The organism is Hassallia byssoidea VB512170, from assembly GCF_000817785.2.
Lineage (GTDB): Bacteria > Cyanobacteriota > Cyanobacteriia > Cyanobacteriales > Nostocaceae > Hassallia > Hassallia carrinoi.
This window is the reverse complement of the sequence record NZ_JTCM02000089.1, coordinates 1-17322: the sequence shown is the minus strand read 5'-3', so window position 1 is coordinate 17322 and position 17322 is coordinate 1. Positions and strand designations below refer to the sequence as shown.

The 17322-nt window shown below is 40.4% G+C and carries 17 protein-coding genes and 2 pseudogenes; 13 read left to right on the top strand and 6 right to left on the bottom strand.

The window, feature by feature from the left end:
• Positions 1-112: 112 nt before the first annotated feature.
• From PI95_RS26370 to PI95_RS26360, 3 genes are read right to left on the bottom strand one after another with little or no spacing between them, the layout of a single operon-like run.
• Positions 113-406 (bottom strand): helix-turn-helix domain-containing transcriptional regulator, encoded by a 294-nt coding sequence (locus tag PI95_RS26370; protein ID WP_039740683.1) that lies wholly within the window; start codon positions 404-406, stop codon positions 113-115.
• Positions 399-737, bottom strand: coding sequence for a type II toxin-antitoxin system RelE/ParE family toxin (locus PI95_RS26365; protein ID WP_039740072.1), 339 nt, complete (start codon positions 735-737; stop codon positions 399-401). Before PI95_RS26365 ends, PI95_RS26370 begins: the two co-directional genes overlap by 8 nt.
• Before the next feature lie 32 nt (positions 738-769).
• The gene (locus tag PI95_RS26360) at positions 770-928 is read right to left on the bottom strand and encodes a hypothetical protein (protein WP_163519213.1); all 159 of its coding nucleotides are present in this window, start codon (positions 926-928) and stop codon (positions 770-772) included.
• A 624-nt stretch (positions 929-1552) separates the two neighbouring features.
• Between PI95_RS26360 and PI95_RS26355 the strand changes: the two genes are divergently transcribed.
• The 10 genes and pseudogenes from PI95_RS26355 (at position 1553) to PI95_RS26310 (ending at position 9417) form a co-directional block, all read left to right on the top strand.
• Complete coding sequence (locus PI95_RS26355; RefSeq protein ID WP_039740074.1) at positions 1553-1978, top strand: hypothetical protein; 426 nt, start codon at positions 1553-1555, stop codon at positions 1976-1978.
• A 203-nt stretch (positions 1979-2181) separates the two neighbouring features.
• Entirely contained in the window at positions 2182-3066 is an 885-nt protein-coding gene (locus tag PI95_RS26350) for a DUF4351 domain-containing protein (RefSeq protein WP_039740078.1), read from the top strand.
• 15 nt (positions 3067-3081) lie between these two features.
• A pseudogene (locus tag PI95_RS26345) lies at positions 3082-3322 on the top strand (DUF4351 domain-containing protein); the annotation flags it as partial.
• 252 nt (positions 3323-3574) lie between these two features.
• Positions 3575-6235, top strand: a complete 2661-nt coding sequence (gene acnB / locus PI95_RS26340) for a bifunctional aconitate hydratase 2/2-methylisocitrate dehydratase (protein WP_039740686.1) — start codon at positions 3575-3577, stop codon at positions 6233-6235.
• A 56-nt stretch (positions 6236-6291) separates the two neighbouring features.
• Positions 6292-6546, top strand: coding sequence for a type II toxin-antitoxin system HicB family antitoxin (locus PI95_RS26335; RefSeq protein WP_039740082.1), 255 nt, complete (start codon positions 6292-6294; stop codon positions 6544-6546).
• Positions 6536-7777 (top strand): DNA methyltransferase, encoded by a 1242-nt coding sequence (locus PI95_RS26330; RefSeq protein ID WP_052324801.1) that lies wholly within the window; start codon positions 6536-6538, stop codon positions 7775-7777. Before PI95_RS26335 ends, PI95_RS26330 begins: the two co-directional genes overlap by 11 nt.
• Positions 7778-7812: 35 nt before the next feature.
• On the top strand, positions 7813-8676 hold the full coding sequence (locus PI95_RS26325) for a hypothetical protein (RefSeq protein WP_039740084.1): 864 nt from the start codon (positions 7813-7815) through the stop codon (positions 8674-8676).
• Between the two features lie 28 nt (positions 8677-8704).
• The gene (locus tag PI95_RS26320) at positions 8705-8932 is read left to right on the top strand and encodes a type II toxin-antitoxin system MqsA family antitoxin (RefSeq protein WP_039740087.1); all 228 of its coding nucleotides are present in this window, start codon (positions 8705-8707) and stop codon (positions 8930-8932) included.
• Positions 8933-8997: 65 nt separating this feature from the next.
• Positions 8998-9193 (top strand): annotated as a pseudogene (locus PI95_RS26315) (type II toxin-antitoxin system HicB family antitoxin).
• A gap of 11 nt (positions 9194-9204) precedes the next feature.
• On the top strand, positions 9205-9417 hold the full coding sequence (locus PI95_RS26310; protein WP_039740090.1) for a RelB antitoxin-like protein: 213 nt from the start codon (positions 9205-9207) through the stop codon (positions 9415-9417).
• Between the two features lie 330 nt (positions 9418-9747).
• On the opposite strand, the gene dnaG is transcribed toward PI95_RS26310, so the two are convergent.
• Positions 9748-11670, bottom strand: coding sequence for a DNA primase (dnaG, locus tag PI95_RS26300; RefSeq protein WP_039740092.1), 1923 nt, complete (start codon positions 11668-11670; stop codon positions 9748-9750).
• A 312-nt stretch (positions 11671-11982) separates the two neighbouring features.
• On the opposite strand from dnaG, the gene tftA reads away from it, so the two are divergent.
• Positions 11983-13335: a hormogonium tapered terminus morphoprotein TftA gene (gene tftA / locus PI95_RS26295; RefSeq protein ID WP_039740095.1), complete on the top strand. Its 1353-nt coding sequence runs from the start codon at positions 11983-11985 to the stop codon at positions 13333-13335.
• A gap of 130 nt (positions 13336-13465) precedes the next feature.
• Here tftA and PI95_RS26290 read toward each other — a convergent pair whose 3' ends face one another.
• Positions 13466-13873 (bottom strand): hypothetical protein, encoded by a 408-nt coding sequence (locus PI95_RS26290; RefSeq protein WP_039740098.1) that lies wholly within the window; start codon positions 13871-13873, stop codon positions 13466-13468.
• 881 nt (positions 13874-14754) lie between these two features.
• Between PI95_RS26290 and PI95_RS26285 the strand changes: the two genes are divergently transcribed.
• Positions 14755-15645: a phytanoyl-CoA dioxygenase family protein gene (locus tag PI95_RS26285; RefSeq protein ID WP_039740100.1), complete on the top strand. Its 891-nt coding sequence runs from the start codon at positions 14755-14757 to the stop codon at positions 15643-15645.
• A 39-nt stretch (positions 15646-15684) separates the two neighbouring features.
• On the opposite strand, the gene PI95_RS26280 is transcribed toward PI95_RS26285, so the two are convergent.
• A complete protein-coding gene (locus PI95_RS26280) occupies positions 15685-16620 on the bottom strand; it encodes an EamA family transporter (protein ID WP_052324802.1) in 936 nt (311 codons plus the stop codon).
• Positions 16621-16803: 183 nt separating this feature from the next.
• On the opposite strand from PI95_RS26280, the gene PI95_RS26275 reads away from it, so the two are divergent.
• On the top strand, positions 16804-17151 hold the full coding sequence (locus PI95_RS26275) for a hypothetical protein (RefSeq protein WP_039740103.1): 348 nt from the start codon (positions 16804-16806) through the stop codon (positions 17149-17151).
• The last annotated feature ends 171 nt before the right edge of the window (positions 17152-17322 follow it).

Genomic DNA, 17322 nt, shown 5'->3' with positions numbered 1-17322 from the left:
ACTTTCTTGGGGCTAAGGGTGAGATGATCGCATGAACACCTGCGGGTGGATGCACAGATGTAATTACTATCATAGGGGTTGCTGATTTATAGTTATGTGCGATCGCCCTGTATTAAGACTTCACTATTACTGCCAAATGTAACCCTAAAGCATCCAACAAAGAATTTATACTGTAAAACTCAATTTCGCCTTTCTCTAATAGCATCTGGTCAAATTTATTGTAGAGTTCCTTGACTTGTGCAGAAAGCTGATCAACTCCACCATGCGCTTCTATGACATTTTTCAGTGCCTTACTTAACATTTTCGGATCGCTTTCTTCTAAAACAACTTCGATATAAGCTGCTGCTTCTAGTGGATTTTTTAAGTCTTGAATCAGTTTTTCATGATAGCTTGTACTTCTACGCATCATCTCTACTCCTGTAGTCTTTCCAATATTCCTTGGCTTTAGCAATATCTTTATCTTGAGTGCTTTTATCGCCACCACACAAAAGAATAATAATTGTTGACCCTTCCTGCCCAAAGTATATGCGGTAGCCAGAACCATAGTCTATTCTGAGTTCAAAAACACCATCACCAACTGATTTACAATCACCTAAATTACCCTCCTCTACTCGGTCAAGCCTTGCTCTGATTTTAGCTTTTGCTTTTCTATCCCGCAGAGAGTCAAACCACTCAGAAAAAATATCTATACCATCAAATCTTAAATAATTCCTGATTTCTTTTGGTTGAACTTCCATCTTGAAATTTTCCCAAACGCGCGATCGCGTTATCATTGATCAATCCAGGGTGCGATCGCGCCCGTTGCTGCGACAATATGTATGATAGATAGCTGATTTTGCAGTGGTTTATTTACACCATGCTGTACTAGGTTATAAGGTTGCGATCGCCTAAATAAAGTTTGGCAAGATGTAGCGATGATTGCACTCATCTACAAACTTTGGTCATCAATGTTACAATGTTGACTCTTAAGGTTACAACATGAAGCCTTAAGGTTATAACATTAAGCCTTAAAGCTAGAACATTAAGCCTTAAGGTTACAACATTAAGCCTTAAGATTACAAGATGAAGCCTTAAAGCTAGAACATGAAGCCTTGAGGTTACAAGATGAAGGCTTAAGGTTAAAGCGATCGCTCTTGACTATCAAGTAAAGGTGCGATCCTAATTAAACATAAAATAGTAGGGTGCATTGTCGTGTAATATCGTGTCCGGTTGATTACTTATTAAACCAGAAGAACCCCACCCCGCCAAAGCGTAGCTTTGTCTCCCCTCCCCGCTTGCGGGGAGGGGCTGATCGGGGTGGGGTTCAATAACTGTGGGAATCATAACTAATTATGCGGACATGATATAACGCAACGCACCATCTGATTATCATTTATTGAGGTGTGTTAGGTTAAAGCCATAACACACCCTACATTTCACTTTAGTGATTAAACTCAGAGAAATCACGGACATAAATAAAAAGTTTTGCTAAAAAAAATGTGCTTTTTGCTGAACTAGAATACAGGTTAATTGAGACAGAATAGCTTTGTAAAGCTTTTAAACGTATAAATTTATGTCTCGAAGAAAACGTAGTTCCCGGATTCTAGAAAAAGCTGAGTTTAGAGTTGCCGGACTGAAAGCTATTGATCCAAAAATCAATTTTGATGATACTTGCAACTTGCAAAACCTGACTCAATTAATAGAGCAGTTTCACAATATGCTTGATAATTATAACGCCGCTATAGCTATGATTGACTCTTCTAAAAAAAAGTTGGATGAGATGGAAAAAACCTTAAGTCAGGTTTCAGACAAAATGTTGATGGGTGTTGGTTTCAAGTACGGCAAAAACAGCAATGAATATGAACTTGCAGGTGGTGTTCGAGACAGCGATCGCATCCGTAAAAGCAGATTGACACGCTTAAAATCTAATACAGATAAAACATCAGATGAAAATGCAATAACCACCCTAGTCCCGTTGCGCGGAAGTTTAAGCGAGTAAAGTTAAGTGCATTTTAGGCGAGGCATGAAAAATTAAAAGTAATTAGCCAAATGTGACATTACAGACATGATTTGTGAGAATTCAAAGTGTCCAGATCCCCGACTTATCAAAGAAGTCAGGGATCTATTTTCTCACGAATGATTCAGGACTGCTATATAATAAAACTTTGCATCAACCCAGAACTTCCGCAATCTTAAAAATGAATGACTCGGTTTATACATGATAAATTTGCCAAAGACTATCTAGAAGAACTACTAAAAGATTACGGAGAAGTCAAAGCATCAGAAAAAGTTGCAGGAGAGATTAAAGAAATAGATGTTTTATTCACTCCTGCCAAACAGCAAAACTCTAATTTACAAATACTCGGTTTGCTAGGAAGATTTGCTGAAAATCCTGCCACCATAGAACCCTTTCGCAATCCAGCTTCTAGCGATGAAATCTGCGACTGTATTCTCAAATTATTAGAAGTCAAGGCTTTATTGCGACGAGAAGCTAAAGCTAATAAAACCAAACTTCAAGACTCAGAAATTCCCAAATTATGGGTTTTTACTCCAACCATATCTGAAACTAGATTATCTAGCTTTGGAACTATGCAAAAAGAAGGTTGGTTATCAGGAGTACATTTTCTCCCAGATGCCTTGCGGACAGCAATTGTGGCAATACACCAACTACCGCAAACACCTGAGACTTTATGGTTGAGGCTTTTGGGTAGGGGAAGTGTGCAATCACAAGCGATTATGGAGTTGCAAGCGTTACCATTAGATCATCCATACCAAAAAGCAACCCTGGAATTAGTTTACAACTTGCGCGAAAACTTGAGAGTAAATCAAGAATTAGAAGCAGACGATAGGGAGTTAATTATGCGATTAGAACCATTTTATCAAAGAGACAGAGAACAAGCTATACAGTCAGGAGAACAACGTTTAATTACACGTCAACTTAATCGCCGTCTTGGTGAGATTGATACGTCATTAATCGAACGAATTCAAGGCTTATCGATTGAACAATTAGAGAATTTAGGAGAAGCATTGCTAGACTTTTCTAGTATTGCTGATTTAGAAGCTTGGTTAAATCTACAATCAATCTAATTTATTTCGATTTATCAAAAGTTAATTATGCGACTAGAACCACTTTATCAAAGAGACAGAGAACAAGCTATACAGTCAGGAGAACAACGTCTAGTTCTACGCTTACTGAATCGCCGTATTGGTGAAATTGATGCATCATTAATCGAGCGAATTCAAGGCTTATCGATTGAACAATTAGAGAATTTAGGAGAAGCATTGCTAGATTTTTCTAGTATTGCTGATGAGTGAAAATTGGTTAAACCAACAATCAGGATAAATCATTAGTAGATTAATTAATTTTTAACCATGATTGCGATTTTACAGCAATACTAAACTGTCTTTGCTCGTATTCTATCAAAGTATAAAGATATTCGGCTGACAAAAACTATACCTTAAGTATAAAAAAATTGCTAAGAACCGATTACCAGTAAGACTTTAAGTAATAAAAGTAACCTAAAATTTGATAGCCAAGTATTGCCTAAAAATATTTCATAATTAAAGGGATAACATTCCAATGGAGAATATAAAAATGCTAGACCAATACCGTCAACATGTTGCGGAACGCGCCCAACTCGGTATTCCCCCTTTACCATTGGATGCGAAGCAAACCTCAGAATTATGTGAATTACTGAAAAATCCGCCGACAGGGGAAGAAGAGACATTGTTGCATTTATTGCGCGATCGCATTCCCCCAGGTGTCGATCCCGCAGCTTACGTCAAAGCGGGATTTCTTACAGGTATTGCCAAAGAGGAAATCACCAGCCCTTTAATTTCACCCATCGATGCTGTAGAATTGCTAGGCACGATGATCGGCGGTTATAACGTGCGATCGCTAATTGAATTATTGCAAACTCCCACCGTATCCTTCTCTACATCCTCGGAAACACCGTTGGTGATGGGGGGACAAGGAACCGAACCCATAGCCGCATACGCCGCATCTGCCCTGAGTAAGATTTTGTTGGTGTATGATGCTTTTCACGACGTTTTAGAATTATCTAAAACCAATCCCTTCGCTCTTCGCGTGATAAACTCTTGGGCAGAAGCGGAATGGTTTACGATTCGTCCAGAAGTACCCGAAGCTATTACCGTTACAGTATTTAAAGTAGCCGGCGAAACCAACACCGACGACTTATCACCAGCGCAAAGCGCCACAACTCGCCCGGATATTCCTTTACACGCCTTAGTCATGTTGGAATCACGGATGCCTGGGGGTATACAAACCATTACCGAGTTAAAGAAAAAAGGTCATCCTGTCGCTTACGTGGGGGATGTAGTCGGTACAGGTTCTTCGCGCAAATCGGCGATAAATTCAGTATTGTGGCATATGGGACAAGATATACCTTATGTCCCCAACAAACGGGCAGGAGGATATATATTAGGAAGTGCGATCGCGCCAATTTTCTTCAACACCGCTGAAGATTCCGGTGCTTTACCCATCGAGTGCGATGTCAGCAAATTAGAAACCGGCATGGTGATTACCATCCATCCCTACAAAGGGGAAATCACCAACGAGGCAGGCGAAGTTATTTCTACCTTCACCCTCAAACCAGATACAATCTTAGATGAAGTCCGCGCTGGTGGACGCATTCCCCTCCTCATCGGACGCACCCTCACCGATAAAACTCGCGCTGCACTTAATTTAGAACCCAGCACCGTCTTTAGGCGTCCCCACCAACCAGCCAACACAAACAAAGGCTACACCTTGGCACAAAAAATGGTCGGTAAAGCTTGCGGCTTACCAGGTGTACGTCCCGGCACATCTTGCGAACCGATTATGACTACCGTTGGTTCTCAAGATACCACAGGTCCGATGACCCGCGACGAATTAAAAGAACTCGCTTGTCTCGGCTTCAGCGCAGACTTAGTGATGCAGAGTTTTTGCCATACCGCAGCTTATCCCAAACCAGTAGATATCAAAACTCATCAAGAATTACCTGATTTCTTTGCTTCTCGTGGCGGTGTCGCCTTGCGTCCTGGTGATGGTATCATTCACTCTTGGTTAAATCGGATGCTGTTACCCGACACCGTAGGCACAGGTGGCGATTCTCACACCCGCTTCCCCTTGGGAATTTCCTTTCCTGCCGGTTCCGGGTTAGTTGCTTTTGCAGCAGCGTTGGGTGCAATGCCCCTAGATATGCCAGAATCTGTTTTGGTACGTTTCAAAGGAGAATTGCAACCCGGTATCACCCTGCGAGATGTGGTGAATGCAATTCCCTACGTCGCGATTCAAAAAGGTTTGCTGACAGTCGAGAAGAAAAACAAGAAAAACGTCTTCTCAGGACGGATTATGGAAATAGAAGGCTTGCCAGATTTGAAAGTTGAACAAGCTTTTGAACTCACCGACGCTTCCGCAGAACGTTCTTGTGCAGGTTGTACGATTAAGCTGAGTGTCGAGACAGTTGCTGAATATCTGCGTTCTAACGTGGCGCTGTTAAAGAACATGGTAGCACGCGGTTACGCCGATGCTCGTACCATCATGCGCCGCGTCATCAAAATGGAACAATGGTTAGCAAATCCGGTTTTGATGTCAGCAGATGCAGATGCAGAATATGCGGAAGTCATTGAAATCGATTTGAACGAAATCAAAGAACCAATTGTTGCCGCTCCTAACGACCCTGATAATATTAAATTATTATCACAAGTTGTCAATGACCCAGTACAAGAAGTATTCGTCGGTTCTTGTATGACAAATATCGGTCATTATCGCGCCACAGCCAAAGTGTTAGAAGGTGCAGGAACTGTAAATACTCGCTTGTGGATTTGTCCCCCTACGCGCATGGATGAACAGCAATTAAAATCAGAAGGTGTTTACAACATTTTTGATGCGGCACATGCGCGTACAGAAATGCCTGGTTGCAGTTTATGTATGGGTAATCAAGCGCGAGTTGCTGACGGCACAACGGTGTTTTCAACATCTACCCGCAACTTCAATAATCGCATGGGTAAAGATGCGCGGGTGTATCTTGGTTCAGCGGAATTAGCCGCAGTTTGTGCGCTACTTGGACGCATTCCTTCAGTGCAGGAATATATGGACATTGTGGCGAATAGAATTCATCCTTTTGCCGATGATTTGTATCGGTATTTGAACTTCGATCAAATTAGCGGTTTTGAGGATGAAGGTAGAGTGATTGCGTTAGAAGATATGCCCAGGATTGAGGATATTTTGGGTATGCCGGCGGCTGCGAGATAATTAAAGTAGGGTGGGCATTGCCCACCTTGCATTACAACTTTAGTAGGTAAACATAAATGGACTTTTACACAGTAGTATTTAGGCATACAGGTTATTGGGTCGCTTTATGTTTAGAAAATGGGATTATTGGACAGGGAAATACTCAAGAAACTGCTATTAACAAGTTAAAAGAGGCTATTGAGTCTTTTGAAGATGTTTATAAATCTGATACTAATATTTATAAATCTCCCATTTCTATCGAAGAACTGCATGAATTTTTATTGTTAGAAGATTCTGATATATATGAATTAAGAAAAATTTATGCCTATTGACACTTCCTCAACCTTCATAGACAACCTGAAATTGCCAGTTCATCGCTGGTTTAGATACAGTGCGGGATTTTCTGCACAATGGGTTGAGACTGTCATTACTCAAGCCAAAGAACAGGGAGAAGTTACTCTACTCGATCCATTTGCCGGTTCGGGAACAACCTTGCTTGCATCTGAAAAGCTGGGAATTGAATGTTATGGAATTGAGGCTCATCCCTTCGTCGTGCGTGTAGCAAAAGCAAAGCTGTTATATCGAACTTGTCCCGATACTTATCTTGAACACATAAACAAGATTATAAGATGTGCCGAAAATTTGCAAGGTTGTGTAGATGAATATCCAAGTTTAATTCGTGAATGTTTCAGCGATTCCTCTCTTGAATGTCTAGATAAATTGAGAAAAAGTTGGGATAAATTTGCCGCTGATTCATCACAATCTCAATTAGCTTGGTTAACCCTGATAGCTATCCTTCGTTCTGTTTCTCACGCTGGGACTGCACCTTGGCAGTACATCTTACCTAGCAAAAAGAAACAATCCCCGCTACAGCCTATCTCAGCTTTTCAGCTAATGGCAGAAAGTATTGCTACAGACATGAAAATCGCCGCAAAAACAGCAGGATTTCCGGCTAAAATCATTCAATCTGATGCTCGTACTTGTAAAGGTGTATCTGATAATTTTGCTTCTTTGATAATCACCTCTCCACCTTATGCAAATAACTATGACTATGCCGATGCTACGCGCTTAGAAATGTGCTTCATGAGAGAAATTGAAGGTTGGGGCGATCTGCAAAAAGCTGTACGGCAACACTTAATTCGTTCATGTTCGCAGCACGTTACAAATAAGAATGTAAATCTTGATGAAGTGTTAGCATCTCCTGAGTTAGAGCCAATCAAACCTAATATAATTGAAATTTGTCACCAGTTGTCCCAAGAGCGACATTTACATGGTGGCAAAAAAAATTATCATCTGATGATTGCCTGTTACTTTTTGGACATGGCTAATGTTTGGAAAGCACTCTACCGAGTCTGCAAACAACCTGCAACAGTTTGCTTTGTAATTGGCGATTCTGCTCCCTATGGTATTTATGTTCCGGTAATTGAATGGATGGGTTTGTTAGCTTTGGCAGCAGGGTTTAAATCCTTCGAGTTTAATAAAATTCGCGATCGCAACGTAAAGTGGAAAAACCGCAAGCACCAAGTACCTCTTTGCGAAGGCTGTTTGTGGGTTCGTGGATAAGCGCATGAAAAAACAAATTTCTTTTAATATATGTAATGGCAGAGTCATTTTCACATAAATGGGGTCAGATTATCGGGAATCTCATTCAAGAATTTATTCGTGAGACACTTCAGCAAGTTGCTGATGAGCATGGTTTTTACTTGGATTATCAGAAGAAGCGCAAGGCACGAATCAGCAAAAAGGTATCGTGGCAGGATCGCTACGGTAACTATCACGATCTTGATTATGTGATGGAACGGGCAGGTACAGAAGATACTCTGGGTCTTCCAGTAGCATTTATTGAGACTGCATGGCGGCGTTACACTAAGCATTCTAGAAACAAAGTTCAAGAAATTGAAGGAGCGCTGATCCCTTTGGCAGATACATATAGTCACCTTAACCCGTTTTTAGGTGCTATCTTAGCAGGTGTATTTACACAAGGAGCGCTTGGACAATTAGAGTCTAAAGGCTTTAAAATTCTTTATCTTGAGTATGACAACATAGTTAAATCATTTTTGTCTGTTGGTATAAATGCTTCTTTCAACGAAAGCACACCAGAAGTAGAGTTTCAAAATAAGATAGCTCAGTGGGATAAATTGTCAATGGAGAATATTACTAGCATTAAGAATAAACTTTTGAACCTTGAAAAAGTTAAGATAAATAACTTTATCAATACCTTACAACATTCATTTAGCAGACTGATTCAGCAGGTAAATGTAATTGTTCTACACGGACTATCTCAGCAAGTTGCCACTATCGAGAATGCCATTGAATATATCCATAATTATCTGGATACTCAATCTACTTCTGCGCCAGCATTGAAATATGAAATTGACATTCGTTACAATAATGGTGATGTAATTCATGCAATATTTCAAAATAAGACCGAAGCGCTCAAATTTTTGAGAACATTTGTTTAAAGTGGTAATTATACTAGGAAAATGCTAGATGTCGTGCGATATTTGTGGAAGCGAAAAAGCAAGAATCCGCAGGATTACTAGAAACTATGGCAAGGGTCAAGACCTGCTGGTTATAGAAAACATTCCCGTGATAACTTGTCTTCATTGCGGCGAAAGTTACCTGACGGCAGAAACACTTCATGAAATTGAGCGAATTAAACTCAATCGTAAAAGCTTGGCTGTTGAACGTTTTGTGGAAGTCGCTAGTTTTACATAGCATTTAATTGTTATCAAAAAGCATAATCCTGCTACATTATTTATGAAACCTCTAAGGTTATCCCCATGAAGTCTCTACAAGATTACACAGTAATTATCCGTCCCGATGACAATGGCACCTTTGTCGCATACGTCCCAGCGATTTCTAGAAGGCAGCGCTTGGGGACGAACACCAGACGAAGCGCGTGCCGAACTTGTCTATGTTTTTGAAATGATTCAAGAAGAGTACGCAGAAGAAGGGCGATCGCACTTTCAGCAATAGGAACCACTAAAATGCTTCAAATACACAAAAATTACGTTCTTGACGAAAATCAGCAACCTATCGCTGTACAAATTTCCATTGCCGAGTTTGAAAAAATTGAAGCAATTCTTGAGGATTACGGTTTGGTAAAACTGATGGAGGAAGTACAAAATGAAAAACCACTATCTAAAGATGAAGCTATAAAGTATTATCAATCACTAAAAGGTGACAATGTGGCAACTTGAATACACAAAGCGATTCTTAAAAGAACTTGCTGCTTTGCCCGTGGAGATTCAAAGCCGCGTAGAACTCATCGTATTTCAAGAACTTGAATCCGAAAATCCCTTTGAAGATCGGATATCTGGAAAAACTGAAAGGTTATACCGATAAATATAAAATTCGCGTGGGTAACTACAGAATTGGCATCACGGTTGATCAAGAAACAAAAACATTAATCTGTCAACGTATTGCTCACCGCAAAGACATTTACAGAATTTTTCCTTGAACTACTGCAAAGTAGAGTTGTAGGCGATGTCTATCGACAAGCCGCTCCGCGTCTACGCACTACATCAACCTCAACCCGACAACAAATCTGTAATCGAATATAGCCGTTGCCGATCTAATTCCTGAATTCGCAGGTTTTCGGCATAGAAGGCATCACAATATGATTGATATCGCTCTGGTTCTGCTTCTGGATCGGTTTGCTTCCACAATTCCAAATAGTGACGGCAGCGTTTTTCTCGCAATACTCGTTCCATACAAGCAGTCGTAACTTGAATCACTTGCGGAGTACGCAAAATTTCTTTCTGTTCTTTCTCGCTCACATGAAATAGATGCGAAACTAACTTCATTTCCTCCGAAAACTCCAAATATCTATCTTGCAAAGTGGATACTAAATTAACATCTATGTCAAGGGGAATCTCTAAAATCTTTTGCCACAAAAATCGGTGGTGCGAAAGACTAAATTGTAAATCTCGCTCCTCTAAAGCTGCAATAATAGCTTGACGCTGTTCGGGACAATGTAAATAAATCCGCAGCAATAAAGCCTCTGCTTGATCTAAAAGACCGCGTTCACTATTATCTATAGTTGCCTTTTCTACACGAGCTTTTGAATGCTTGCGTAGCGGTATTGGCTGACGGTACGACGTAGACAAAGGCGCAATCTGCGTTAAAAGATTCTCAACTCGTAAAGGTATAAGTCTGCTATCCCCCAAGCTGAGTATTTCTGCACAGTAAGAAACGTAATAATTTCGCGTATCTTTATTTTCTATTTTTTTCAGTAATTTTACTATCTCTTGCGAAACTTGCTGAAAATCTGTAGCCTGTTTCAAGTCGCGGTCTTGAGTAATTTGCTCAATCTGCCAATTCAGCCACAGTGGGGCATTTGCTAACAATTCTCGATAATCTTCCGGCTTATATTCGCGCAAATATTCATCAGCATCTTTCCCATTCGGCAAATTGAGAATCTTTAACTGAACTTCGCCTTTATACGCAAGTTCGGCAATTTCTCCAATGGCTCGTTCTGCGGCATTCGTCCCAGCTTTATCAGCATCAAAGTTGAGTATCAACTGTTTAGAATCACAGTAACGCAATACCAGCCGTACTTGTTCTAAACTTAATGCTGTACCAAGAGAAGCAACGACGTTAGTGATACCAGCAGCATGAAGAGCGATCGCATCAAAATATCCCTCCACCACCACAGCCGAATCAACTTGCGAAATCCCGGCTTTAGCTTGATCGAGAGCGAATAAAGTTTTACCCTTACTAAAAAGCTCGGTTTCTGGTGAATTTAAATATTTGGGTTGTTCATCAGTCAGAGTTCTCCCACCAAAGCCTATCACGCGTCCTTGAACATCGCGGATGGGAATTATTAGGCGATCGCGAAACACATCATAATAACCCCCTCCTTCCTTACGCGGCTTAATCAATCCCGCTTTTTCCACCAGTTGCACTGGATAATGTTTATCCTGCACAAGATAGCGATATAAGGTTTCCCAACCGCTTGGGGCGTAACCTAAGCCGAATTGCTGAATTGTTTCTTCCTTGAAAAGGCGATCGCCTAAATATTCAATAGCCTTTTCCCCTAGTGGTTGTCTCAGCGCGTGTTGATAAAATTGTGTCGTCGAAGCGAGAACTTCATATAACTGTTCGCGCAAAGAAAGCTGACGCTGCAACTCTTGCCGCTGTTCTGGTAAGAGTGTTTGCACCGGCACTTGATAACGGCGTGCTAAATCTAGCACCACCTCTGCAAAAGAGCGCTTCCCCAACTCCATCAAAAACTTAATGGCATTTCCCCCTGCTTGACAGCCAAAACAGAAGTACATCTGCTTGGTTTGGCTAACTGTAAAACTAGGAGTTTTCTCATCGTGGAAGGGACATAAACCAACAAAATCTTTCCCGCGCTTACGTAAAACTACGTACTCGGAGACGACATCCACAATGTCAGCTCGTTGTTTAATTTCGTCAATTGTGTCTGGATGTAAGCGGGGTATTTGCATTTTCGAGTTAGTGGGGAGTGGGGAGTGGGGAGTGGGGAGTGGGGAGTGGGGAGTGGGGAGTGGATAGTGGTTAGTGGTTAGTGGAGAGTGGGTAGTGGGTAGTGGGTAGTGGTTAGCGTCAACTATCAACCAACAACCATCAACCATCAACTATCAACCATCAACTATCAACCATCAACTATCAACCATCAACTATCAACCAACAACCAACAATTAACAACTATCTCCCGATCGCTATTATATTCTTGTTCCAAAGCCAAGAAAGATGTATAGAATCACTAATGCTTAATTTTATCAGAGGAAATACTGAATATGGGACGTATTTTTATTTCGGCGGCTCACGGAGGCAAAGAAGCAACACGAATCGATCCAGGTTCAATCGCGGGTGGTACAACCGAAGCGAGAGAGATGATACTGTTGCGAGATTTGATTGTGACAGAATTGCGATCGCGTTCTGTTGAAGTTTTAGCGGTTCCGGATGACTTAAGCGCAGCGCAAACTATCAACTGGATCAATTCTCGCGCACGCGATCGCGATGTGGCGTTAGAAATTCATGCTGATGCTGCAAGCAATCCTTCTGTGCGTGGGGCTAGTGTATTCTACATCGCCAGCAACGATGAGCGTAGAAGTAATGCGGAACTACTGCTGGTGGGGTTATTGCGTCGCGTACCCCAACTACCAAATCGGGGAGTCAAGCCAGATACAGATAGTGGATTGGGTAGTTTGGCATTTTGTCGGCAAACAGCGATCGCTTCAATGATAATGCAAGTTGGCTTTCTCAGCAGTCCAGACGATCGCGCTTTACTACAAAATCGGCGTCGCGAGTTTGCCTTAGGAATCGCCGATGGACTGGCATCTTGGAGTGGTACAATTGATCCTGGTTCTGCTCCTACCCCAGATCCAAATTATCCGCCAATCAACATCAAAATCAACGGTCAAAATTACTCCGAAAAAGGAATACTAATTAATGGTAATGCATACATCCCCATTGATTTAGTAGATCGTTTGCGAATCGATTTATCAAAAGCACCTAACGTGCGGCGTATTACCTATCGCAAAGTTGTTTATGTCAAAGCAGTTGAACTGCGAGATTTTAACGTTTCGATTAGCTGGGACAGTACTACCCGCACTATCTCTTTACGCTCCAATTTGGTAATTAATCCCAATCAAATTGACCAAATTATGGCGCGTGGTTATACCTCAGAAGTGCAGTTACAGCTATTCCTAAAAAACAACAACGAAAGCGCTTTGGCGAAGTTTCCCGACTTACCGAAACTCTATCGAGAAGAAGCCACTGTAGAAGGGGTAAACTATGACATCGCCTTTTGTCAAATGTGTTTAGAAACGGGATTTTTACGCTTTGGCGGCGATGTTAAACCAGAGCAAAATAACTTTGCCGGGTTAGGCACAATTGGTGGCAGTTTAGAAGCGGCGAAGTTTGATAATGCTAGAACTGGAGTACGAGCGCACATTCAACATTTAAAAGCTTACGCCAGTCTAGAACCCTTAGTTAATGAAATAGTAGATCCTCGATTTCGCTTTGTGACTCGTGGTGTAGCACCAACGATAGATAAATTATCAGGACGATGGTCAGCAGATTTGCAATATGGCACCAAAATTACAGCGATGCTCAAACGATTGTATGAATCAGCAGGGTTACTGTAAAAAGTTAGGAGTTAGGAGTTATAAGTTAAGAATTAAGATTTCAAAGTTATAGATTGAAAGTTTTGAGTTTTGAATCAACAACTCATAACTCATAACTCATAACTCATAACTTATAACTCATAACTTTTTGCTAACCCTCAATTAAATAACTGCGCCAAACTGGTTGAGAATTGTTGCTATCTTTTTGCGGAAGCAGCAATCGCCAAGTTTTGCCTTCTTTTTGAAGTTGTAAATAAACTTCAAAAGGTTTTTGAGGTTGCGTTAACTTGCGTTCTGGTAGTTTGAAGACGAGGTTGTATGTTCCGCGAATGTGATAAACTGGTAAATTTTGAATTGTTAAGGATTTTTGCTGGGTAATTTTTAGTCGATTGATTTCAAAACCGCGAAAATCCAGATTTAGCTGTCCCTCAAGTTGCTGCTGGGTTTGCTCAAGTTGAATTGCGATCGCTTTTTGCACCAATCGGCTAGTTGGCAAAAATCCACTACCACATCCTGTCAATAGTAACAGCAAAATCGCTGTCAAAATCAGCCGCACCATATCATTTCTTCTCTAATAGTTAAAGCACGATACTATCACGGCGGGTAAGTTCAATTCTCTAAGTATCTATGTAACAAATGTTATCCTATTTTCCAAATCTACCCTCTATGTGTCGCTACACAACAAAGTATGAAATTTCACTTGTCTAGCCCTTACTTCCCATTTACCAGGCAAGAATACTTCTAATTTATAAAGTTACCGTAATGCATTACCAAATTTTATAAAGGAATTTTAAATTTATCTCAAAGTATAAATAAATAAGTGGACACTTTTCCTGTTTCTACTTATAATTTGTCATAATACAAGCACATTCAAAGCAAAAGGAATAATATTTTCGACTTTTGCAGATGACTTTTCGGAAAAATTAATAAGTTTGTATTTGGGCAGAATCTACCTCAGTTTAATTATTAAGCAGTAGGAGAAAAGAGGAGTGCCAATTAACATGCTTTTTCTCCTAAAAACCTACGCAGGGCGGAAATTATCTTGTCCTTTGTTTTGATTGCGTCATCATAGCTCCGATAATTTTTCTCTTTTCATTAGATATTAGAGATAGCAAGAAATCTCATACCATAAAGATAAAAATTCGCTTTTTTTATTGATTTGGTAGTGTTAACCGACTTGACACTCATTCTCATATTAGCTTACAACATAAGTGTGTCGATTATTATCCAAAGTTCAGCCTTAATACTTAAAAAAGTATTGCGACAATATTTTTTGTCAAGCAATCATGAAGAAATCTTCAGGAAAAATTAATACTTAGAGAATATCGAGCTTGCGTTTGCCAATAATTAAAAAAAAGATTTAATTTGGGCAGAGAGTATTAAGTTATACAAAAAAATATGTAATGATAAAATTTTGTACAATCAAACAAGGTTACTTTCATGTACATACTGGTTCAAAAAGCACGTAATAAAATAATAAGGAAATTAACGCAAATACCATTTGTGCAAGCGAAATCTGAGCTTGTTTATCAGACAGCGCTGAACAAACATCTTGTCAATCTACCTGTTCTTTCAACAAGCGATCGCGCTTTAGTCGAGACTATTAAACGTGATGGAGTAGTAATTACTTCATTATCAGCTTTAGGAATTCCTTCTAATCCTCGTTTTTTCCAGGTTGCGAAAAAGCTGAAGTCCGAAATACCAAAAAGTATTTCTGGTCAGAAAAACGAGTTTGTTGTTCATGCTACTTCTCAACAAATGATGGAGCATCCAGAGATTTTCTTGTGGGGACTTGAAGAACGTTTACTTAATATCGTCGAAAATTATCTTGGTTTACCAGTAGCATATCAAGGCGTATTTTTTCGCAGAGATATAGCCAATGAGGTAGCGATAAAATCAAGACTGTGGCATATCGATTTGGAAGATAGAAAAGTCCTGAAAATTATTGTTTATTTAAATGATGTCAATGAAGATGGAGGTCCTTTTCAATACATTCCCCAGTCTTTAACCTCAACAGTCGCTCGCTCTTTGAAATATCGCTCTGGCTACATAAGAGACGAAACTATGCAACAAGTACTATCTCCATCCAATTGGAAATCATGCACAGGACTTGCTGGTACAGTAATTTTTGCTGCTACTAGTAGCATCTTCCATCGAGGAAAGACACCTGTAGCTGACGATAGATTCGCTGTCTTTTTTGATTACACTTCTAGACAACCAAAACATCAATTATACAGCACATTATCTCTCAATCAAGAAAATTTACTATCACTCGTGAATAATCTTTCCAAACCGCAAAAAGATTGTGTGTTTTGGCAACAACATAATTGATAAGATTTGAGTAACTTTGGCGCTAGTCCCTTTCTCTTATTACCGCAAATAAAACAACAATGCAATTCCCGCGATCGCTATGACCACACCAGCGATCGCCCGAAAGCTGACTTTTTCACCCATACAAATCGCCAAAGGCATGATAAACAGTGGACTAGTCTGCAATAAAGTCAAAGCAATTCCCGCTGGGGTAAATTTAATTGCCGTCTGCTGCAACCAAATACCTAAATAAGTTCCGCAAAAGGCAGCGAAACAAGTTGCCAAAATTACTCGCGTTGATTGCAACTCCGACAAAATTATCCTACCCCGACGCCAAGATAACCATACTAACGGTAAGAGAATCAACACCCCTGCAATCAACCGAAACAATGATGCCCACAAAGGTGGAATGCTAGTATTGGCAAGTGCTGCACGCGAAAGAACACCCCCAATCGCATTGGCGATCGCTGCTAATAAACCAAAGCCGATTCCTCGCGATAGTTGCGTTGAGGAATTACCGCTGCTATCGGGTAATCTTTCAGTCACCACCCAAGCAACTCCCACAATCGTCAGCAAAATGCCGCACCAAGCATTCACATTCAGCTTTTCTTGAAGAAAAATCTGCGCGATTATTGCCGTCATTGGTGGTGCCAGAGTTCCCATAAGTAAGGTACGACGCGCACCGAAAGAATTTATCGCCGCGAGAAAGGCTAAATCGCCCAAACCAATACCAACAATCCCGCTGAGTAACAAAAGACTTAGGGGAACAATTGTCAAGATTGGGAAAAATTCTCTCCGCACAAAAATGGTGATTGTTAAAAGAGCGATCGCAATTATCCCTTTGAGTAAGTTCAGTTGCAGTGGCGGAATACGTTGTCCCAAACGTCCATACACCACCGAAGCTACAGCCCACAAACCAGCCGCTAACAAAGCCGCCACTTCACCTTTAAAATCTGTGAGTGGGATATTTAAAAAAATATTAAAAATAATCTGCACCCCTTTGTTTAATGCTTAAAACTATTTAATAATACCTCAAATCTTTTTCTCAACATTAGCACTCATCAGCTGGAAGTGCTAATTTTCGAGGTAATTTTAATACCTTAGATATAGAGAAATATTTAACTGTTAAGAGCGATAATATTTTGTATCCTCAAAATAATAAACACCGGGACAACTGCAATGAAGTACTCTTTTGATATTGTAGGTGTATCTCCTGTTTTGCAATTTTTTAATCATCAACAGATTTGCCAAAAACCACAACACCAAGGGGTAGAATACATAGGAACGCATAAATGCACCCTTGATGCGTTGATCGAGTCTGTAGAACCGGTTCCGCCTAAATGGAATTGGGATTTAGATCAAGTAGTAGATACGGTGATTCAGTTTTGGTTGAACAATTCAGACAGTATTGGCTATTGGAGATCGCGTTTAACTGATGCTGGCACGGATAATTTACTAGTGGCAAGAGTTGCCGATATCAAAGCTTTACAATCGGAATTTGAATCTTTGCTAGGTAAAAATTGGTAATCATCGCGTTGCTGAACAAAACGCTCTTAGAGTTAAGATAACTGCGTAGGCGTACCCGCCCAACCTAGGCATCGCCCTGGGGCGCTCCCCTGGACAAAAATGGCACTCATAGTTCGTTTACTAGATCCTCAACACCCCACGACATTTTACAGATGTTGGCTGTCAATGAGT